Source organism: Streptomyces sp. NBC_01294 (genome assembly GCF_035917235.1).
In the GTDB taxonomy this organism is placed as follows: Bacteria; Actinomycetota; Actinomycetes; order Streptomycetales; family Streptomycetaceae; genus Streptomyces; species Streptomyces caledonius.
The window spans coordinates 140,954-160,238 of the sequence record NZ_CP108423.1 but is presented as its reverse complement, the minus strand read 5'-3'; the positions used below and the strand labels follow the sequence as shown (position 1 = coordinate 160,238).

Annotated in this window: 20 protein-coding genes and 4 pseudogenes; 16 read left to right on the top strand and 8 right to left on the bottom strand. The window is 73.0% G+C overall.

Annotated features, from left to right (window positions below):
* Nucleotides 1-14: 14 nt before the first annotated feature.
* Nucleotides 15-488, top strand: coding sequence for a GNAT family N-acetyltransferase (locus OG534_RS00865; protein WP_326586135.1), 474 nt, complete (start codon nt 15-17; stop codon nt 486-488).
* 277 nt (nt 489-765) lie between these two features.
* Nucleotides 766-1,224 carry a kelch repeat-containing protein gene (locus OG534_RS00860; RefSeq protein ID WP_326586134.1) on the top strand — a complete coding sequence of 153 codons (459 nt, stop codon included), beginning with the start codon at nt 766-768 and terminating at the stop codon, nt 1,222-1,224.
* Nucleotides 1,225-1,317: 93 nt separating this feature from the next.
* On the opposite strand, the gene OG534_RS00855 is transcribed toward OG534_RS00860, so the two are convergent.
* Together OG534_RS00855 and OG534_RS00850 are read right to left on the bottom strand one after the other, a co-directional pair.
* The gene (locus tag OG534_RS00855; protein WP_326586133.1) at nt 1,318-1,923 is read right to left on the bottom strand and encodes a GNAT family N-acetyltransferase; all 606 of its coding nucleotides are present in this window, start codon (nt 1,921-1,923) and stop codon (nt 1,318-1,320) included.
* Between the two features lie 600 nt (nt 1,924-2,523).
* Complete coding sequence (locus tag OG534_RS00850) at nt 2,524-3,183, bottom strand: TetR/AcrR family transcriptional regulator (RefSeq protein WP_326586132.1); 660 nt, start codon at nt 3,181-3,183, stop codon at nt 2,524-2,526.
* Nucleotides 3,184-3,413: 230 nt separating this feature from the next.
* On the opposite strand from OG534_RS00850, the gene OG534_RS00845 reads away from it, so the two are divergent.
* Nucleotides 3,414-3,851 (top strand): DUF3592 domain-containing protein, encoded by a 438-nt coding sequence (locus OG534_RS00845; protein WP_326586131.1) that lies wholly within the window; start codon nt 3,414-3,416, stop codon nt 3,849-3,851.
* Nucleotides 3,852-3,969: 118 nt separating this feature from the next.
* The gene (locus OG534_RS00840) at nt 3,970-4,734 is read left to right on the top strand and encodes a TetR/AcrR family transcriptional regulator (protein ID WP_326586130.1); all 765 of its coding nucleotides are present in this window, start codon (nt 3,970-3,972) and stop codon (nt 4,732-4,734) included.
* Nucleotides 4,735-4,806: 72 nt separating this feature from the next.
* On the opposite strand, the gene OG534_RS00835 is transcribed toward OG534_RS00840, so the two are convergent.
* The gene (locus OG534_RS00835) at nt 4,807-5,538 is read right to left on the bottom strand and encodes a hypothetical protein (protein ID WP_326586129.1); all 732 of its coding nucleotides are present in this window, start codon (nt 5,536-5,538) and stop codon (nt 4,807-4,809) included.
* 312 nt (nt 5,539-5,850) lie between these two features.
* On the opposite strand from OG534_RS00835, the gene OG534_RS00830 reads away from it, so the two are divergent.
* Nucleotides 5,851-6,051 carry a hypothetical protein gene (locus tag OG534_RS00830; protein ID WP_326586128.1) on the top strand — a complete coding sequence of 67 codons (201 nt, stop codon included), beginning with the start codon at nt 5,851-5,853 and terminating at the stop codon, nt 6,049-6,051.
* A gap of 57 nt (nt 6,052-6,108) precedes the next feature.
* A complete protein-coding gene (locus tag OG534_RS00825) occupies nt 6,109-6,633 on the top strand; it encodes a CAP domain-containing protein (protein ID WP_326593406.1) in 525 nt (174 codons plus the stop codon).
* Nucleotides 6,634-7,074: 441 nt separating this feature from the next.
* Here OG534_RS00825 and OG534_RS00820 read toward each other — a convergent pair whose 3' ends face one another.
* Complete coding sequence (locus tag OG534_RS00820) at nt 7,075-7,347, bottom strand: hypothetical protein (protein WP_326586127.1); 273 nt, start codon at nt 7,345-7,347, stop codon at nt 7,075-7,077.
* Between the two features lie 88 nt (nt 7,348-7,435).
* Between OG534_RS00820 and OG534_RS00815 the strand changes: the two genes are divergently transcribed.
* Nucleotides 7,436-7,621: a hypothetical protein gene (locus tag OG534_RS00815; protein WP_326586126.1), complete on the top strand. Its 186-nt coding sequence runs from the start codon at nt 7,436-7,438 to the stop codon at nt 7,619-7,621.
* Nucleotides 7,622-7,804: 183 nt separating this feature from the next.
* Here the strand turns inward: OG534_RS00815 and OG534_RS00810 are convergent, their stop codons facing one another.
* Complete coding sequence (locus OG534_RS00810; protein ID WP_326586125.1) at nt 7,805-8,269, bottom strand: hypothetical protein; 465 nt, start codon at nt 8,267-8,269, stop codon at nt 7,805-7,807.
* A gap of 122 nt (nt 8,270-8,391) precedes the next feature.
* On the opposite strand from OG534_RS00810, the pseudogene OG534_RS38565 reads away from it, so the two are divergent.
* The 8 genes and pseudogenes from OG534_RS38565 to OG534_RS00770 form a co-directional block, all read left to right on the top strand.
* Nucleotides 8,392-8,547: pseudogene (locus tag OG534_RS38565) on the top strand (thioredoxin family protein); the annotation flags it as partial.
* A gap of 563 nt (nt 8,548-9,110) precedes the next feature.
* On the top strand, nt 9,111-9,443 hold the full coding sequence (locus OG534_RS00800; RefSeq protein ID WP_326586123.1) for a TlpA disulfide reductase family protein: 333 nt from the start codon (nt 9,111-9,113) through the stop codon (nt 9,441-9,443).
* Nucleotides 9,440-10,222, top strand: a pseudogene (locus OG534_RS00795) (cytochrome c biogenesis CcdA family protein). Before OG534_RS00800 ends, OG534_RS00795 begins: the two are co-directional and overlap by 4 nt.
* Before the next feature lie 91 nt (nt 10,223-10,313).
* Nucleotides 10,314-10,916 (top strand): hypothetical protein, encoded by a 603-nt coding sequence (locus OG534_RS00790; RefSeq protein WP_326586122.1) that lies wholly within the window; start codon nt 10,314-10,316, stop codon nt 10,914-10,916.
* A gap of 113 nt (nt 10,917-11,029) precedes the next feature.
* A pseudogene (locus OG534_RS00785) lies at nt 11,030-11,769 on the top strand (response regulator transcription factor).
* On the top strand, nt 11,766-13,175 hold the full coding sequence (locus OG534_RS00780) for a HAMP domain-containing sensor histidine kinase (RefSeq protein WP_326586121.1): 1,410 nt from the start codon (nt 11,766-11,768) through the stop codon (nt 13,173-13,175). The pseudogene OG534_RS00785 and the gene OG534_RS00780 overlap by 4 nt, the downstream one beginning before the upstream one ends.
* Nucleotides 13,176-13,326: 151 nt before the next feature.
* Nucleotides 13,327-13,686, top strand: coding sequence for a hypothetical protein (locus tag OG534_RS00775; protein WP_326586120.1), 360 nt, complete (start codon nt 13,327-13,329; stop codon nt 13,684-13,686).
* A 247-nt stretch (nt 13,687-13,933) separates the two neighbouring features.
* Entirely contained in the window at nt 13,934-14,212 is a 279-nt protein-coding gene (locus OG534_RS00770) for a hypothetical protein (RefSeq protein WP_326586119.1), read from the top strand.
* A 68-nt stretch (nt 14,213-14,280) separates the two neighbouring features.
* On the opposite strand, the gene OG534_RS00765 is transcribed toward OG534_RS00770, so the two are convergent.
* A complete protein-coding gene (locus OG534_RS00765) occupies nt 14,281-14,928 on the bottom strand; it encodes a sortase domain-containing protein (protein WP_326586118.1) in 648 nt (215 codons plus the stop codon).
* Between the two features lie 140 nt (nt 14,929-15,068).
* Complete coding sequence (locus OG534_RS00760) at nt 15,069-15,413, bottom strand: MerR family transcriptional regulator (protein WP_326586117.1); 345 nt, start codon at nt 15,411-15,413, stop codon at nt 15,069-15,071.
* A gap of 146 nt (nt 15,414-15,559) precedes the next feature.
* Between OG534_RS00760 and OG534_RS00755 the strand changes: the two genes are divergently transcribed.
* Nucleotides 15,560-16,189, top strand: a complete 630-nt coding sequence (locus OG534_RS00755) for a flavodoxin family protein (RefSeq protein ID WP_326586116.1) — start codon at nt 15,560-15,562, stop codon at nt 16,187-16,189.
* A 67-nt stretch (nt 16,190-16,256) separates the two neighbouring features.
* Here the strand turns inward: OG534_RS00755 and OG534_RS00750 are convergent.
* Nucleotides 16,257-19,273: pseudogene (locus OG534_RS00750) on the bottom strand (acyltransferase family protein).
* Nucleotides 19,274-19,285: the final 12 nt, after the last annotated feature.

Sequence of the window (19,285 nt, the reverse complement as noted above, 5' to 3'; positions counted from 1 at the left end):
CGGAAACTCGCCCCATGACCACTGACTTCACCGTGCGCCCGGCCCGACCCGCCGATGCGCGCCGCCTGGCAGAACTGCGCTGGACGTTCAAGCAAGAGGACCACGAAGGGCGGCCGCCGGCTCCGGCGCGGCCCCTCGAAGAGGCAGAACACTGGATCCGCGACCGGCTCAGGGATGGCCACTGGTTGGCCTGGGTCGCGGAGACCGAAGGCGAAGTCTGCGGTCACGCCTTCCTCTGCCTGGTGGAGCGGATGCCGGAGCCCTACCTGGACAACAACCCGTACGGCTACGTCACGAACTTCTTCGTCCTGCCGTCGCAACGGAACAAGGGAGCCGGCTCGGCGCTCCTCGAGGCGCTGAAGCAGCATGCGTGCAGCGCCGGCCTCGAGGGCTTGATCGTCTGGCCGTCAGAGCGCAGCACTCCGCTCTATCAGGGCTTCGGTTTCCAGCCCCCAGAGGGGCTGTTGGAACTTCCACTCGACACCTGATGAGATCCATTTCCGGCGCGGGACCCCGTTGGCGGCGCCAGGCCGGCGCGGGTGCCGTCACTTCCGCGACCGGTTCTCCTCATCCAGCGACCACCTGCGTGACGAGCGCCCGCCGTGCATGCCCGTGCGGCGGACCGGCGCCGGCGAGGTTGCTCCGTCCGCCGCGCCTGCCTGGGCCGACGGAAGGAGACGCGCCGGCAGCGGCCGTGGTCCGCGGCGTGGCGTGGGACATCCCCGGAGATGCCCCGCTCGCCGAAGGAGGAGACCCCGTGCCCCCATGCGCACATCACCGCCCACCAGGTCCCGAAGGAGATGGCGCGGGCGACTCGCCGTGGCCGGGGTCCTGGCCGTTGCCGCGCTCCTGTCCGCGACGCTCCCCGCGGCCGCCAACAACGGCACGATCTGGACCACGCTGCCGTCGATGCCCGCGGCGCGTTCGGACGTGGCCTCGGCCGCCGCGACCTGCCCGCCCGGTCAGGGCGGCACCTGCGTCTACGCACTCGGTGGCCTGGCGGCAGTCGGAACGTCGGGCCACGTCTACTCGTACAACCCTGCCTCCAACATCTGGACGGCCCTGCCCTCGATGCCCACGCCCCGGGCCGGCTTCGGCGCCGCGAGCATGCGCTGCCCGCCCGGGATCGACGGCACCTGCGTCTATGCCTCCGGCGGATACGCAGACACCGGCGTTTCAGCCACGCTCGAAGCCCTCGACCCTCCGATCCCCTCCCAGGGTTGACACGCGAGCGCCGCCGGAGTCCCCGTACGGCGGGCCCCGGCGGCGCAGTGGTGGACGGGCCGGCCCTTGCCGACCGCCGTCAGGAGTGCCGGATCACTTCTCCGTGCGGCTCATGGAGGTGACGGTCAACGGCCCCAGCGGGGTTTCGTGCAGCGTGGTGAAGCCGAAGTGGCGGTAGAGGGGGACGTTCGCCGGGTCCGCCGTGGTCAGGTAGAGGCCGTGCGGGGCGGGTGTGGTCGCCAGGACGTGGTTCAGGAGGAGGCGGCCGGCGCCGCGTCCGGTCAGGTCGGGACGGACGCCGACGAACTCCAGGGTCCAGGCCCCCGGGGGTGCGCCCCCGTCGGTGGCGTTCAGGTAGCGCAGGGTCCGGCCGAGGGCGCGCGGCCCGCAGCGCAGCCCGGTGCGGGCCGCCCAGAGGACGCGCGCGCCCGCGGCCGGGATCGCGCCCGGCGGGGTGAGGACCGCCGCCGCGAGGAGCCGGCCGTCCGCGCCCACGAGCGCGGTACGGCGGGCCCCGTCGAGGCGGGCGTGGGTGCGCAGGGTGGCCCGGAACCAGTGGGTCCGTGCGCGGGCCGAGCCGCCGCAGATCCAGGAGACGGCGGGCTCCCGGGCGAACGCGGCGGCCAGCAGGTCGGCGCAGGCGACCGGGTCGGGGTCGGTGTCGATCCGCCAGGAACGCTCCGCCCCGGCCTCAGACATCCCGCCTCCGCTCCAGCGGCGCCTCGGGCACGAGGTGGCAGACGAGCAGCTTGAGGAAGAACAGCGGCGCGAACCAGGCGAGCGCGGCGGGCACCGGCAGCCAGAACAGGTTGACCAGGACGGCCGGCCATCAACAGGGCCATCGCCACCGGCCGTTTGAGGTGCACGGGCGCGAATTCCACGACCACCGCCCCGCCGAGCAGCAGCGCGGCGTTGGCCAGCGTCCACTTGAGGTCACCGGACAGGACGACGAGCCCCATCGCGGCGAGGTGGATCAGGTGTGCGGAGACGAACAGCAGCCGGGCGCGCCTGGCCGCGGGGTCGGCCCGGTGGTACCAACGCTTCGCGGCATTGGTGGCGTTGGTCAACACCCCGCCGATGAGGTCGAGCCCGGCCAGGGCGACCACGACGAGTTGCGCGGTGGACAGGTCGCGCGCGACCCCCGAGGTCCACAGGCCGGCGGCCAGGAGCAGGGCGCAGCCGAGGAGGCCCAGGGTCTCCACCACGGACTCGGAACGGGACTTGCCGGGGCCCATGAACCGCTCCAGGCGTCCCGCGAGGCCGGGCGGGGTGGCCGGTATCTCCCAGGAGATCTGCACGTCACCGCGCATCGGTCCGGTCCTCTCCGGCAGTTGTGGCGGCCGCGGTGACTGCCCCGCCCCACAGGCCGTACAACAGGCACCACAGCTGTGCCGGGGCCTCGCCGTCCTCCGGGAAGTCCGCGGCTTCGGGGAGGACGCGCTCGGTCGTCATGCGGGCCAAGGCCCAGGCGTCGGCGGCCCGGATGACGGCCGCGGTCGCCGACACCAGCAGCCCGTGGTCCACATCGGTCCGGATCATCCCGAGCCGCTGTCCGTCCGGCTGACCAGGTCTCCGAACCATGCGAGGCCACGGGCCGGCGTGGGTGCGCCCGATGGCGGCGTCGGCGAGGGCCGGGTCCTCGGGGTGGTCCCGCAGGTGGGCGGCGAGGGCGGCGGAGCCGCCGGCGAACCAGGCCCGGAAGTCGGCCTCGTCGCGGGCCGGGACCCAGGGGCCGAGGGCGTCGAGCAGTCGCTCGAACACCCCGTCGAGGACCGCGGTGAGCAGGTCCTCGCGGCCGTCGAAATAGTGGTAGGCGGCGGTCTTGGAGACCCCCGCGGCTTCGATGATCTTGTTGTAGGAGGCGCCTTCGGTGCCGTGCTCGGCGAAGTGCCGGCGCGCCACGCCCAGGATGAGCTCCCGGCGCTCTGCGGGCAGGCGATCGAAACGGGGAAGAGGCATGACCGCACCGTACCACCGGGGTGTACTGGTGGTACACCCCGGTGGTCCACCCGACTGTGCCCAGTAGTGCCCTGCCGATTCCGGCCGTCCGGCGGGGCCGTGCGGCGGGGCCCTGCGGCTGGTTGTGGTGGGACACAGTCGCCGAGGGCTTGGCGGCAGCACGAGCGGTAGATTTCGTCCGGGAGTGCCACGGACGGCGGCCCGGCGGTAGGTCGACGTGGAGGGGCGTCATGGACTTCTTGCGCGAGGACGGCCACCGGCTGCTGCTCGGTGGTGTCGGGCTCCTCGCCCTATCGGTCTCCTTCGCACTCGCGGTGCGGACCTGCAGTCGATGGCTGTTCATCCGCAAGATGTTCAACGAAGGGCTATTTGCCGAGGGCAGAGTGCTGGATGCCTACGTGCTCCCGGGAGACCAGGGCCGGGCGGGTCTGCAGCACGCCATCGTGGGCTTCCGCGCGGTCGACGGGCGCGAGTACCGGCTCGACCTCGACACCGAACGGCGGCGGCCCCTGGGTGCGCCGATGCGACTGTGCTATCTCCCGTCGAGCCCGGAGCGAGCGGTCCTCGTCGAAGCGGGCCGGGGCGCCGTGCGCACGGTGCTGACCCTCCTGATTCTGGCGGGTCTCGGGCTGTTCGGCGTCCTCCTCGCGGTGCTGAGCCTGCTCTGAATCGAGGCCGGCGTTTCCGGCCATTTCCGAGATCCTGCTCGCCATGAAACTGGGTACTGTGTACTCTATTGAGAGTACGGTGTACTCAGTTTTCGTCCAGAAGGAACAGGGTGATCGCATGACGACGACGGACAGCTGGGGCAGCGGCGACATTTCACGCAGCCTGGAACTGCTGTGGGGTGCCGGACAGCGGCCCAGCCGCGGCCCCAAACCCGGCCTGACACTGGAGAAGATCATCGACAAGGCGGTCGCGACCGCCGACACCGAAGGCCTCGAAGCGGTCTCGATGCGCCGCCTGTCGACCGAACTCGGCGTCGGCACCATGTCGCTGTACCGCTACCTGCCCGGCAAGGCCGAACTCCTGGACCTGATGCTCGACCGCGTGCAGAAGGAAGCGCACGCCGCCCTCGAAGGGGCCCGCGGCTGGCGCGCGGCGCTGGAGGCCACGGCGCGCGCGGCACTGGCCCTCTACCACCGCCACCCGTGGCTGCTCCACGTCAACCAGGCACGCCCGGTGCTCGGGCCCAACGCCGTACGCCATCTGGAGCGGACTCTGGCGCGCATCAACACCATGAACGGCCTGACCGACCAGGAACTCATCTCCGTCATCGTCACCCTGGACGGATACGTCGCCGGAGTGGCCCGCACGCACGTCAACGCCGTCGAGGCCGAGCGGCACAGCGGAATCAGCGAAGAGCAGTTCTGGCAGGCCCAGACGCCCGTGCTCTCCCGAGCCATGGCCACAGGGGAGTTCCCCCTGATGGCGGCGCTCGACGACAACGCCTTCTCGGGCGACTTCGACCACTTCGCCTTCGGCCTGGAGCGGCTCCTCGACGGCTTCGAGTCGCTGGTGGCCGCCAGGACGGCAACGCGGCCGTCCTGAAGTCCGCCTGGACCGACAACCGTTCCAGAGGAATGCCGCGGAGCCCGGACGGCCCGACCCGCTCGGCTCAGCTCAGGAGATGGCGTACCACTGGCTGGCCCAGCCCGTGTTGATGGTGCTCTGGGACTGCTCGGTCAGGTTCACGTTGGCCGGCAGTGAGGTCTGGCCGGTCAGGAGGGTGCTGTACCTGAGCTGCGGCGGCGTCAGGCCGGCGTTGACCGAGATGCCGGCGCCCGTGGACTTGAGGGTGAGAAGGTTCGTGGTCCAGTTCCCGTTGAGCAGGAGGGCGATGAAGTAGGTGCCGGGGGCGGCGGTGAACGGCTTGTCGAGAGCCAGCGGCTTGGCGATCGCGTCGGTCATCAGCTGGGGCGAGATGTCCGGGGTGGTCGCGACCAGCTTGCCCTTGGCGTCGTACACGCCGAGGTAGCAGTTGGCGAGTTGGGCGTTCGGGTCGATGCCGGCCAGGCCCAGCCAGATGTTCGACCAGGTGATCTGCTCGCGCAGGACGATCCGTACCAAGGTGACCCGCCCGCCGACCCCGGCGGCCGACTGCGCGGTGACGTGCCCCGCGTCATTGGGGTCGCCGGTCCACGCCAACAGGTTCTGGTCCTGCGGCCGGGGTCCTTCGAGGCCGGACCCACCGCTCTGCGCGGGCGCGGCGGCGGGGCCGGAGGCGGAAGCGGCAGCGCCGGAGGTCGCCGCCCCGGACCGGCTCTCGCCCGCGGTGCTGCAACCCGTCAGGACGAGCAGCGCTGCGAGCCCGACGGCGAGGCGGGTCGTGGCGGTGGTGGTGCGGGTGCGCATGGTCCCCCCATGAGGTGCGGATGTGCCGACGTCATGATCACACGGGCTGCCGGTGCGCACCCGACCCGGTCCGACCCGGCCCGACCGCCCTCCCGATTCACGTTGGGGTGATTGTCCCGGCTCGTCCCTGTGACGACCCTGCGGGCTTCCTTAAGGGACCTTGAAGAACGCCTCCAAAGCGATCTTTTCGCTGGTCACCGCCCTAGGCTCGGTCGGACCCCCTCGTTCCCTTCTCTGTGAGGTGCTACAGGCATGAGTCGCAGCCGAACTCCCGCAATGCCGTCCCGCGTCGAGGCGCGAAGGAAGAAGGCGGTGCGCACGCGCATCGTCCTGTCGCTCACCGCGGCCGCCGCTGCGGTGGCGGTCGGCGTGGCCGTGGCCGACTCCGACGGTGGTGCGCGCGTGGACCAGCGGGCCGACGGCGGCACCGGCCCGAAGTCCGGTACCGCGGCCTCCGGCGACGGGGCGGCGACGGCAACCCCCACCGAGGCCGTCCCCACGCTCACCGGCTGACGCGGCCGCCGCGCCGGGCGCGATGCCGCCCGGAACGCCCACCGGCGGCGCCACCGGATCCGCCACCCCGCACGAAAGCCCGCGGCAGAGGAGAGCACCCCGGCCAAGCCGGCGTCGACCCAGCCGGCCAAGCCCGCACGGACGACTGCCGCGACCACCACCGGCGGCGGCTCCGGAGGCTCCTCCGGCGGTGGCTCCACGGACGCCGAGTCCGCGGTCCTCGCCCTGGTCAACAAGGAGCGTGCCGCGGCCGGGTGCGGTCCCTTGACCGCGAACGCCAAGCTGAACACCGCGGCGCGGGCGTACAGCGACACCATGGCCCGCAGTGGCGTCATGTCCCACACCGGACCCGACGGGTCCACCATGACCAGCCGGGTGGAGGCCGCCGGATACGCGTGGTCGCGCCTGGGTGAGAACATCGCCCGGGGCCAGTCGGACGCCGACGCGGTCATGAAGGCCTGGATGAACAGCTCCGGCCACCGGGCCAACATCCTCAACTGCGCCTTCCGGGAGATCGGCATCGGCGTCCACAAGGGCGACGGCGGCCCGTGGTGGACGCAGAACTTCGGCGCGTCGAAGTAGGAAACCTCCCGACCGGCAACTCCATACGATCCTGGGGAACGTGCGTCCTCGATTTCGCCGGGATCGTCCGCCGGGAACCCCGCGCCGGCATCGGCCGCCCGGAAGCGGGCCGCCGAGCGGCGCGCGATCCTCCGACCCGTACGCGGGCCAGGAGGACGTCGGCGTTCGGGGCCCGCCGCCAACCGCGTCGACCGTGCCGGGGATCCGCGCCCCCTACCGCGCCGACCGCGCCCGCCGATGGTCTGCCGCCCCGCTGGTCCTGACGCCCCCGCCCCGGCGCCGCCCGGCGCCGCCCGGCGCCGCCCGGCGCCGCCGCGCCCGCGCTGCCCTCCGTACCCGTCCCTGGACCGGTACGCGCGGCTGCGGAGGCGAGTTCCGGGGGAGGCGGTGACGGACGGCTTGACCCGTCGGCCACTATGGGGCGGTGCCTCGAATTCCGCGCTACCTGTTCATATGGCTGTCGTGCACGGCCACCAGCGTGACCGCCGTGCTCGCCACGGTCCAGTTCGTGGTCGGCTCGACCCGGCATACGCCTCCCGTCGCGCGGTCCGCCCCGATGGTCTTCGATTCGCCCCCTGCGTGGCTGGCGGGCCAGGGCGGGTCGCCGAGCCCGCCGTCCCCCTCCGCGTCCGCCGGCGGCTCGCCCACGCCCACGGATCGGCCGTCGCCCTCGGCTTCGACGCCCACGCCCTCGAAGGCCTCGTCGGGAAGCACGCGGACCCCCTCGCCGAAACCCTCCGTCGACTGTCAGGAAGGCGGCCCGGGCCTGCACACCGTCCCCTCGCAGGGCGGCAAGGTCACGGTGCGGTACGGCAGCCGCGGCGTCTGCCTGATCTCCGCGATCCCCAGCCGCGGCTTCAAGGCCACCACGTCACAGACCGCGGACGACACCCTCACGGTCACCTTCGCCGGCGAGGACCACCGCTCCGTCATCACCGCGACGATCGTCCCGTCGGCGAAGGCCAGCGTCCGCGAGACCTCGTTCTGAGGGACCGGCAGATTCGGCCGGTCCGCACCACTCGGCCCTCCTGATCCCTTTTGTGGGATTCGCCTCCTTGCGTGCCCTCATCGCCCGAGTTCCGGTGAAGCGGAAGGTGAGCTCTTCCTTAGGGGAACCTCAAGATCACGCCCACACGGTCCGGGCGGCCCTGAGCGGTCCTATGCTCTGGCGTCAGCCGAGCGGCCCTCGGCGCCCGGGCCCGGCGGCCCCGGCGGGCTGTCGGGCCGTCGGCCCACCGGGCCCGGGCCGAGGCGTTTCGCCCTTCCCGTCGTCCTCACCGTGCCTTGGGGTGTCTTCACCATGACTTCTCGCATACTCCGACCCGTCCGCGCCGACCGCCGTGCGCAGCCCGCTCCGCCGCGCCCTCGGGGCGCGGCTGCCGCTGGTCGCCGCGGTCGTGGTCGCGGCCGGGCTGACGACCGCGTGCGGACCGTCCTCCCAGCCCGTCGGGTCCGCCGCGCAGTCCACAGCCGGACAGTCGTCGTCGGCCCTCCCCTCCGCGACGGCGTCCGCCTCCGCGTCCACGTCCGCCGAGGCGTCCCCGAGCGCGTCGGCCTCGCCGTCGGCGTCCGCCAGCGCCACCCCGTCCTCCTCGCCCACGCCCTCGCGCGCCAAGACCGGTTCGGCCGCCCCCAAGCTCGTCCCGTACGTCCGCCGCGCCCGCGCCGGCACGGATACCCGGGCCCGGCTACGACAGTTCGGCCGACGCGCAGAAGCAGATCGACGCGGCGCTGGCGGCGGCCAAGGCCGACGGCAGGATGGTGCTGCTCGACTTCGGAGCCAACTGGTGCGGCAACTGCAAGGCGGCCGACAAGGTGTTCGCCCAGCCGCAGACGGCGGCGATCCTCGGAGCCTCGTACCACCTGGTCAAGATCGACATTGGCGGCAACAGCTCCGCCAACTCCGCGCTCCTGCGCAAGTACAGCCCCTCGGGCGGAAGCTACAAGATGCCCGTCCTGATCGTCGTCACGCCGTCCGGCAGTCCGCACCGACACCCACGCCACGGGCAACCCCTCCCTGACCTCGGAGGGGATCAACTCCTTCCTGCGCCAGTGGGCGTCATGAGACGACCGGGCCAGGGAGGCCAGGGAGGCCCGGGTGGCCAGGCAGACCCGGGAGACGGGGGACACCCGGGACACCCGGCGGCGGAATCCGCCGGGCCCCGCCCCCTGCCCGCGGGATGGCGCCGGATGCGGGTGCGCACCGCGGTCCTGGCCGGCCTCGCGGCCGCGGCCGGCTGCGTCCTCGCCGCCGTCTGCACCGGCGCCGACGGCGGCAGTGGTGCCGAAGCCGGCAACAGTGCCGGGGCGCCGGCCGGGCAGGCGGGTGCGATCAGGGCCGCGGCGGCCGCCACGGTCGTGGACTCCGGCGCCAGGCCGGCCGCGCCCGCCCTGGCGGGCGACGACCTCGACGGGAAGCCGGTCAGCCTCGCCGAGTTCCGGGGCCACGTCGTCGTACTCAACGTCTGGGGATCCTGGTGCGCCCCCGCCGGGCGGAGGCCGACGACCTGGAGCGGCTCAGCCTGCAGACCCGGGCCGACGGGGTCCGGTTCCTCGGGATCAACACCCGCGACCGGGACCGGGCGGCGGCGCAGTCCTTCGTACGCGCCCACGGCCTGGGCTTCCCCAGCCTGCACGATCCGAACGGGGAACTCCTGCTCCGCTTCCCGCCCGCGCTCCTGAACCCGCAGGCCATCCCCTCGACCCTCGTGATCGACCGGCGCGGACGCATCGCCGTCAGCATCGGGGGAGCCGTCACCGACGAAGAGCTGAGGCCCTTGCTCGCACGCGTGGTGGAGGAGGAGTCATGACGACGGTCACGGGCTGGACGCTCGCCGCCGCCGACGCCCCCTCCCTCCTCCAGGGGACGCTGGCCGTCGCCGCTCCCGTGGCGTTCGTCGCGGGACTCGTCTCGTTCCTCTCGCCGTGCGTACTGCCGCTCGTACCGGGCTACCTCAGCTACGTGACCAGCCTGTCGGTCTCCGACCTGGCGGACGCCCGCGGAGGGCGCCGCAGCCTCATGGCGGCCGGCGCGGCGCTGTTCGTCCTGGGCTTCACGGCCGTCCTCGTCTCCGGGGGCGCCCTGTTCGGGTACTTCGGCCGGTCCCTGCTGGCCCACCAGGAGGTGGTCACCCAGGTGCTCGGCGTCTTCACCGTGCTGATGGGGCTGTCCTTCATGGGCCTCCTGCCGGGCTTCACACAGCGGGAGTTCCGCAGCCACCGGCGCCCCGCGCTCGGACTGGCCGGCGCCCCCTTGCTGGGGGCGGTGTTCGCGGTCGGCTGGACCCCCTGCATCGGCCCGACACTGGCCGCCGTACAGGCGCTGGCCTGGGCGAGGCCAGTGCGGCCCGCGGAGCCCTGCTGATGGCGGCCTACTGCCTCGGGCTGGGCCTGCCGTTCATCCTGGCCGCGCTGGCCTTCCGCCGGGCCCTGGGCGCCTTCGGCCTGGTCAAACGCCACTACCAGTGGGTTCTGCGGATCGGCGGCGGCCTGCTCGGTGCTCGTCGGCGTGCTGCTGGCCACGGGCGTCGTGAACGACTTGGTGTACCGGCTGCAGTTGTGGAGCGCGGACTTCACCACCGCCTTCTAGCTTCCAGGGCCGCTGTTCGCCCTGAAGACCAAGAACAGACCTGCTCGCTCCCCTGACACAGAGACACAGAGACACAGAGACACAGATGAACGTGAACGCTTCCCTGCCCACACCGCGCATGGCGTCCCTCGGGCATTCCCGGAAGGCCCGCGTCGCGGCCGCCCTCCTCTCCTTCGCCGCGCTCACCGCATGCGGCGAGCAGCAGCAGCCCGCCAAGAGCGCCGCCGCGGACACCGCGGACACCGCGCCCACGACGCGCTTCAGCGAGAACGGGGTCACCGTCACGCTCTCGGTGTCCGACTGGCAGGCCTCGAAGGGCACCCTGACCGCGGTCTTCACCCCTGAGGAGAAGGGTTTCCACCTCTACAGCACCGATCTGCCGCCCACCGGAATCGAGGGCGTGGGCAGACCGACCACCGTGGACGTCACCGGAATCCTCAAGGCGGACGGGAAACTGACGGCCGCCGCAGGCGTACGGACGATCAGCGTGCCCGGCGTCGACGCCCCGGTCCCCGTCTATCCGGACGGCCCGGTCACCGCCACCCTGCCCATACACGCCGACGGCAACGGGGACGCGACGGTGCTGCTCGGCTACGCGAGCTGCAGCACGGAGCAGGGCTGCACGATTCCGGTCACGGACCGCCCCGTACACCTGCGCGTCACCGACGACGGCCCGACCTTCGGCGCCTCCTAGCATCGGCCGCCCCCGCGTCGGCCCCCGCGCCCGCCCCCCGCCCCCGTCCCTCGCGAGCCGGTCCTCCGTCACCTGTCCACGACCTCCCCGGACCGAGCCCCTAAGGTGTCCCCATGCCGAGCGTCCTGGTCGTGGAAGACGACCCAGCATCCGCCAGTCACTCATCGAGGTCCTGGCGGAGCACGGGGTATGCCGTACGCAGCGTGGGCGACGGGTTCGGCGCCCTGCGCGAGGTCACCCAGATGCCCGTCGACGCGGTGGTCCTCGACCTGGGGCTGCCCGATCTGGACGGAGGCGACGCACTGCGCATGATCCGGGGCATCTCCTCCGTTCCCGTCCTGGTGGCCACCGCCCGCGACGACGAGACGGAAATCATCAAGCTCCTCAACGCCGGCGCCGACGACTACCTGGTCAAGCCCTTCTCCGGGGGACAGCTCATCGCACGTCTCTCCGCCGTCCTGCGGCGCACCAGCCACGCGCCCGCCGCCCACACCGCGCATGGCGCCCACACCGGGCAGGGCTCGGGGCGGCGCCGGCGGCCGAGCCGCTGCGCCCCGCCACCGTGGGCGAGCTGGCGGTGGACCCGGGTGCGCGCACCGCGCACCTGGCCGGCCGTGAGCTCCACCTCACCCGCCGGGAGTTCGACCTCCTGGCCTTCCTCGCCCACCACACCGGCCAGGTCGTCTCCAAACGCCGGCTGCTGACCGAGGTCTGGCGCGAGCCGTACGTGGACGACCAGACCGTCGACGTCCACCTGTCGTCCCTGCGCCGCAAGCTCGGCGAACGCGCGGCGGCCCCGCGCTACCTGCTGACCGTCCGCGGTGTCGGCATCAAACTGGTGGCGCCGCGTTGAGACGTTCACTGGCCGGAGTGGCGCTCGCCGTCACGTCCATGGTCGCCCTCTCCTTCCTCATACCCCTGGCCGCGCTGGTGATGTCGCTGGTCAAGGAGCAGAGCGTCACCGCGGCCGAGCAGCGCGCCGCAGCCCTGGCGCCCGTCCTCACGCTGACCACGGACCCGTCCGCCCTCCGGGAATCCGCCGCCAGCCTGGACGCGACCGAGCACCTGGTCGTCCACCTGCCGGACGCCCAGCCCCTCGGCAACTCCCAGGCCCCCAAGGCGCTGCTCGAACGGGCACAGCAGGGGCGCGAGTCCATCTCCCGGCAGATTCCCAGCGGCTGGATCTGCCTGCAGCCGGTGGTGCTCCCCGGAGACCGGGTCGCCGTCATCGAGAACTTCGTCCCCGAGGAGGAGCTGACCCGCGGGGTCAAGGCCTCCTGGGCGGTCATGGTCCTCCTCGCCGTGGGTCTGATCGGCGGCTCGGTGCTGGTGGCCGACCGCCTCGGCTCGAAGGTCGTCAGGTCCTCGCAGCGGCTCGCGCAGGCTTCGCGCACGCTGGGGGAGGGCAACCTGGACACCCGAGTGGACCCCATGGGCCCCAAGGAACTGCGCGACGCGGGCGTCGCCTTCAACGCCATGGCCCACCGCATGACCGAGCTGCTCGCCATCGAACGCGAACTGGTCGCCGACCTGTCCCACCGGCTGCGCACCCCGCTGACCGCCCTGCACCTGGCGTCGGAGCGGATGGCCGGCACACCGGAGTCGGCCAGGGTCGAGGCGGCGGTGCACGCGCTGGAGACGGAACTCCAGGCCATCATCACCGCGGCACGGACCCCGCTCGCGGTCAGCCCCATGGGCCACGGCATGCGCAGCGGGGACACGACGACCACGGTCCAGCCCGCGCCCGGCGCGGGAGCCGTCCGGCCCCGCTGCGAGGCCGCGGAGGTCGTCCGGCGCCGGACCTCCTTCTGGGCGGTCCTGGCCGAGCAGCAGGACCGGCCCTGTTCCCTGGACGTCACCCAGGAGCCCGCGGCCGTCAGCCTCTCCGACGACGACATCGCCGCCGTCGTGGACGCGCTCATCGGCAACGTCTTCCGCCACACCGCGCCCGGAACCCCGTTCGGCGTCCGTGTCGTCCGCACCGCCCATGCCGTGGAGCTGATCGTGGAGGACGCGGGGCCGGGCATCCCCGAACCGGAGCGGGCCCTCTCCCGCGGGAGCAGCACCGGTTCCTCGGGGCTCGGCCTCGACATCGCCCGACGGGCCGCGGCCGTCACGGGCGGCTCGATGCATATCGCACAGGCCCCCCGGGGAGGCGCCCACATCACCGTGGCCTTCGCGCTCGCCCCATCGCCGCTGTCCGAGCGCAGACCACGCATGTCCCGACGGCGGCCCACGTGGCCGCGTCGGCGGTCGTGACGGCGGTCGTGACGGGGCTCCCTCCGCGGGCTCCTTCCCGCTGCCGGCCGCCGGCGTTCATCCGGACGGCCGAGCAACGCAAGCCACCGGCGCCCCGCCGGGTCAGGCTGTGGGCAAGGATCGTCACCACCGCACAGACGAGGACCGCGCCATGCCCCACAGCCGACGCATCCGACGCATCAGCATCATCGCGGGGGCCGCAGCAGTGCTGCTGAGCGCCACCGCCTGCTCGGGCCTGGGCCGGACCACCGTCGGCATGCTCAGCTTCCGCGGCCACGACTCGCCGATCGAGCTGAGCTACTCCAACACCCTGGTCAAGGGATGCCACAAGATCGCCATCCCGAAGGGAGCCACCCACGTCGAGAACAACACCCTCGTCGACATCGTCCTGTACCGGACGGAGAACTGCCGCGAGACCGAGCAGGCCGACAGCATCTACGTGGCCACGACCCTCTCGGACGTAACGGCCCCCGCCAGCCGGCCCTGGCGCAGTTTCACCGTCGTCCACTGACTCCAGGCCGACCGTCCCGTGACGAAGGGCGCGCGGCCCTTGTACCGCTCAGGGTGAAGCGGCGGCGTCGAGTCCCGGGCCCGGGTGGCCCTCACCGGGGGCGGACCCCTCACGGGGAGCCTTGGCACGCCCCGCCCCCTTCGATTTTCCTCCCGGCGGGCTCAGGGCGCGCGCTGGTCGAGAGGCCCCGTCGGACGCCGAGGCGTGCGACCCCCGTCCGGCCGGGTGACGGGGAGATGATGTCGGCATGACAGATGAATCCAAGCGTCCTCTCAGCGAGCTCCACCCGGGCGAACCCGTCCGAGCGACCATCACGAGCCACCAGCCATGGGGCATCACGGCGGAACTCCGAGACTACGAGCCGGTCGGCGCATCACTCGACACCATCCGCCGCAGCGGCGAGCCGGGCGTCAGACGACTGGCGCAGGACCTCCCGCCGGTGGGAACCACCGTCGAACTGGTCGTCGGCAGAGTGAGCTCCTGGGACTACGCACCGTGGATATGGGTGGACCTCACGAGCAACTGACAGCCCTGAGCGGGCCGTTGTCGTCTCCCGCTCGCCGCGGGCCGGAACCCCCGCGTCCGGGGTGCGGGTCAGGGCTTGGTCGACGTGAGGACACCGATCTTGTCGAGGCGGTGTTCGGGATTGTTCTGCGCGTCCCGCCAGAAGTTGCCCGCCGCGTCGTCCTCGGGCGTCAGGCACGTGGTCACGGTGATCATCGCGCGGGTCGGGGTCGCGCCGGGCGAGCCGGGGACCGCCGCGCGCTGCGCGTCGATGGAGGCCTGAGACCGGAAGGACGTCGTCCGGGTCGTGGTGATCACGTACTGGTACGTCACGCCGCCGGCCGTCACGAACACGGACGCACCCGTCGGCAGCGACGGCAGGTTGCCCAGCGGCCCACCGGCCGAGATGCGGTGCCCGGTCACGATGTAGTTGCCCACGTCACCGGGTCCGACGCCGCCGCCGGGCCCGTACGGGCTGGCGGCAACGCCCCGGTCCTGGATACGGGTGCCCGGTGCGTCGTCGGGACTGCCCGGGTACGGGATCACGGGCAGCCCCGACACGCCGATTGCGGGAATCGACAACGTCGCCTGCTGGATGCCGGCGGCTGCCTGGACGCGGGCCGCGGGCGCGGCGGACGTAGCCGCGGGCGCGCCGGGAGCGGTCAGCAGGACGGCGAGCGCGGCGCAGGCGAGCGCCATCGGCGCGGTACGGGAGGCGGTGCGCGGGTGCTGGGTCATGGCGGAGTCCGTGGGTCGGCCGGGGCCGCGCGGGGTCAGGCCGGCCCTGTTGCCTCTTCCAGCGTCGCACAGGGGAGCGCATGCGGCAGGGGCACGCAGTCGGTGGCAGCCGAGGGTTCAGGGCAGGGCCAGGATCAGGGTCAGGGCTGCGCCAGGTACCCGAAGAGGGTGTCGCGGCTGTGCCGGAGGGTGCTGATGCGCTCGTCCATGGCCGTCAACTCCCGGTCGAGGAGGGACCGGAGCTCCGCGCACCAGTGGAACCGCGGCTCCTCGCCCCGGATGCAGGGCAGCACCGAACGGATCACCTCGGTGGTCAGCCCCGCGTCCAGCAGCGCCCGCACCTGCCGCACGGTGACCACCGAGTCCTCGGCGTAGTCGCGGTACCCGTTCGGGCCGCGCCTCGCGTCGAGCAGTCCCTGCGCCTCGTAGTACCGCAGCAGCCGGGAGCTGACCCCGGTGCGCCGGGACAATTCGCCGATCAGCATGTGACCTGCTCCCATCCGGACTTGACCTTCACATTGATGTGAAGCCCTAACGTCGCCGCGTGAGCAGGCATTCCGCGGCCGGGTCCGTCCACGCCGTCGCTCGCTCTGCCTCGCACCCCTACTCGATTTCGCGATGCTGGAGTGACATGTCTTCCTCTGATGTTCAGGACCACGGCTCGGCGGCGACTCCCCGTTCGTTCCTGTTCGTTCTCGGCAGTTCCCGCCCGGACGGCAACACCGAGATGCTCGCGCGGGCGGCCGCCGAACAGTTGCCCACCGGCGTCCCGCAGCGCTGGGTGGACCTGACCCGCCTGCCGCTGCCCGATTTCCAGGACGGGCGGCACGAGACCGAGACCTGGCCGGTCGGGGAGAACGAGGAACTGCTCCGGCAGGCCACCCTGGAGGCGACCGACGTCGTCATCGTCTCGCCCTTGTACTGGTACACCCTGTCCGCGCACGCCAAGCGCTACCTCGACTACTGGTCGGGCTGGCTGACGGTGCCCGGTTCGGACTTCAAGGAGCGGATGGCGGGCCGGACCCTGTGGGGCGTGACCGTCATGTCGGACCACGACGAGGTCGTCGCCGACGGGCTGGTGACCAGCCTCAACCACTCGGCGGCCTACCTGCGGATGCGCTTCGGCGGGGTGCTGTTCGGCAACGGCTCGCGGCCCGGCCAGGTGCGGGGCGACGAGCGGGCGGCCGTCCGCGCCAAGACCTTCTTCCAGCGGGAGGCCCCGCTCGCTCGGTTCCCCTACGAGGAGACGGACCGGCCGTAGCCGACCGCACGGGCCGCACCGGAAGCGACGCCGCCCGGGCGCGGGGGGACCGGGCGGCGTCGCTTCCCTACATGCCCCTCTTCAGGGCCGAGACGGTCACGTGGTCGATCCGCATCGGATGGCCCGGTTCGGTGGCGGGGCCCGCGGTCGCGCCGTCGGCGAGCGGCAGCTTCCCGCCGACGGCCACGTTGAGGATCAGGAACAGCCCGTGGTCCACCGCCCGGTTCCACGTCCCGGCGTCCATCCGGGCGGCCGCGACCCGGTGGTACACGCGGCCGTCCAGGTACCAGCGCACCTCCTCCGCACCCGGTGCGAGGTCGACCTCGACGGCGTACGAGTGGAAGGCCGTACGGCAGCCGGGGCACGGCTGCGGACCTGAGGTCAGGCCCACGGGCTCCTGGCACGGACCGCCTTCGAGGACCCCGCAGTGCAGGGAGCCGAAGACGGTGTCCCGCCCGTTCACGGACTCCATGACGTCGATCTCCCCGATGCCCGGCCATCCCGTGTACCCGTCGCGCAACGGGGTCCCCAGGGTCCAGAACGCCGGCCAGTAGCCCGCCGCCTTCGCCCCGGTCACGTCGGGCAGGGCGATCGAGGCCTCGATCCGCAGGATGCCCCCGGGCGGCGGCGCGAAGTCGGAGCGCCGTGTCTCGATCCTCCCCGAACTCCACGCGCCTTCCTTGCGGGTGGGGACGATCTCCAGCGCGCCGTTCCCGTCGAGGCGGACGTTGTCGGTCGAGTCCGTCATGGTCTCGATCTCGCCGGTGCCCCACTGCGGCGCGGGGCAGCCCGGGTGCACGTACCGAGGTCGTGGAGCAGTTCGCGGCGGACGGCGGGCTGCCCGCCGGGCCGTCGAAGTCGTCGCGCAGCAGCTGAGTCCACCCGCCCGTACCGGGCACCGCAGCGGCTGCGGCCGGAGCGGGGCAGCGCCCCGGCCTCCGTGAGCAGCCGCTCCAGCCGGTTGGTCAGCACGACGGCCGCCACGTTGGTCAGGTGGGCGTCGTCCCGGTAGAGCAGGATCCGGTCGAGCACGGCCGGGCAGGTCGGTCGTCGCCGGGCACAGCACCGGGTTCACGCCGACGCTCCGTACGCCGGGCAGCTCGCCGGACGCGATCCGCCGTGCCAGCGCATCGGGCGGCAGGGCGTCCTCGCGGCCGAACGCGCAGTCGGCGGGGGAGTCCGGGCTGCCGGAGACGCACGCGGGGACGTCCGTACCGGGTACGGGGGTGTCCTCGACATAGACGATCGGCACGCCCAGTGCCCGCAGCTGCCGCAGCGTCTTCTCCCAGCCCTCGGCCAGGAGCGCCGCGTCGGCGGTGTAGCGGTTGAGCGAGGCGATGACGATGAGACGGGGCTTCGGCTGCTGCCTCAGCCGCTCCAGGGTGTTCGCCCGCCAGGCGTCGCACTCCCGGTAGGCGCGGCCCAGCTGGGGGCTGTTCACCGTCAGCTCCGGCAGCGGGCAGCCCTGCTTCACGAACTCCTGCAACGCCCAGCCCCGTCCGGCGGCCAGCGCCAGCATCGGGGAGAACCACTGCCCGGCGTGCGAGTCGCCGAGCAGCACGATCCGGTCCGGGCTGTCCACCGCGCCGAACAGGCAGTCCGGGCTGTGCGTCTCGGCCGGGGCGACCTCGCATGCCCCGTCCGGCGGGAAGTCCCCGCGGGCCTGGGCGGGGGTCGGCACCACCGGGCCGTCCACGAGCGGCGTGCCGGGGGTCCGGGCGAGCAGGGTGGGGCCGGAGGCGGCGCCCGGGGGCAGTCCCTTCGGGTCGACCGGGGCGGCCGGGCCCAGCAGGTTCAGGGTCGTCGTGCCCACCACCAGGGCGAGGACGACCGGGAGCACGACGGCCGTCACGCCCACGGACAGTCCGCGGCGGGGGAGTTCGGATACCGTGCGGCTGCGCCGCAGCGGTCGCTCGACCCAGCGCAGGGTGGCGAGGGCGGGCAGCACGGCCGCCAGCGTCAGCGCGGTCTTCGCGGGCCAGCCGAGCGCGCCGAGGCGGGCCTCGGCGAGGACGAGCACCGGCCAGTGCCACAGGTACAGGTTGTAGGAGAGCCGTCCGACCGCCCGGGGTGCCCGACCCGCGAGCAGCCGCCCGACTTCCCAGGCCCCCGGGGCGTTCCGCTCGCCCCGGCCGGGTATCCCGGCGAGGATCACGGCGGCGGCGGCCAGCGTCGGCACGAGCGCCGCGCAGCCGGGGTACGGGGTCGCGGCGTCGTACGCCACCACGCACCAGCCGATCGCCGCGGCCCCGGCCCAGCCGCACAGCAGCCGCAGCGGTCGCGGCCCGCGCATCAGGTGCCAGGGCAGCAGGGCGAGCAGCGCGCCGACGCCGAACTGCCAGACGCGCGAGGGTGTCCCGAGGTACGCGAGCGATGCGGAGTGCCGCGTCCAGTACAGGGCCAGGCCGAACGAGGCGAGCGTCAGCGGCGCGGCGACCAGCACCACGACGCAGCGCACGGCGCGGCCCCGGCGGACCGCCCGGGCCGCGCAGAGCGCGAGCACCGCCAGCAGCGGCGCCCAGAACAGGTAGAACTGCTCCTCGACGGCGAGGGACCAGAAGTGCAGCAGCGGGCTCTGGTCGTGCCCGGCGGCGAGGTAGTCGGTCCGCTGCGCCACGAACCGCCAGTTGGCGAGGACAGGGCTGCCGCGACGACGTCGTACTCCACGTCGGTGCGGCGCAGCGGTACGGTCAGCCAGGCCCCGGCCACCGCCACCGCGCCGAGCACCACGGCGGCCGAGGGCAGCAGCCGCCGGGCACGCCGGGAGAAGAAGTCCCCGAGCCGGATCCGACCGGTGGTGATCGCCTCCCGGACCAGCAGACCGGTGATCAGGTAGCCCGAGATGACGAAGAAGACATCCACGCCGACGAAACCGCCGACCGTCCCGGGAATCCCGGCGTGGAAGGCGAGGACCGCGAGGACGGCGACCGCGCGCAGCCCCTCGATGTCGGGCCGGAAGGCGGACCGGTGCGGGCTGGGCCCGGACTCGCTGCCGGAGCGGGACCCGGACGGCAGCCGTCCGGCGGACTGCGGGGCGGCGCGCCCACGAAGGCGGCGCCGGCCGGGTGTCACGAGGAAGGACATGGTGGCGGGGCC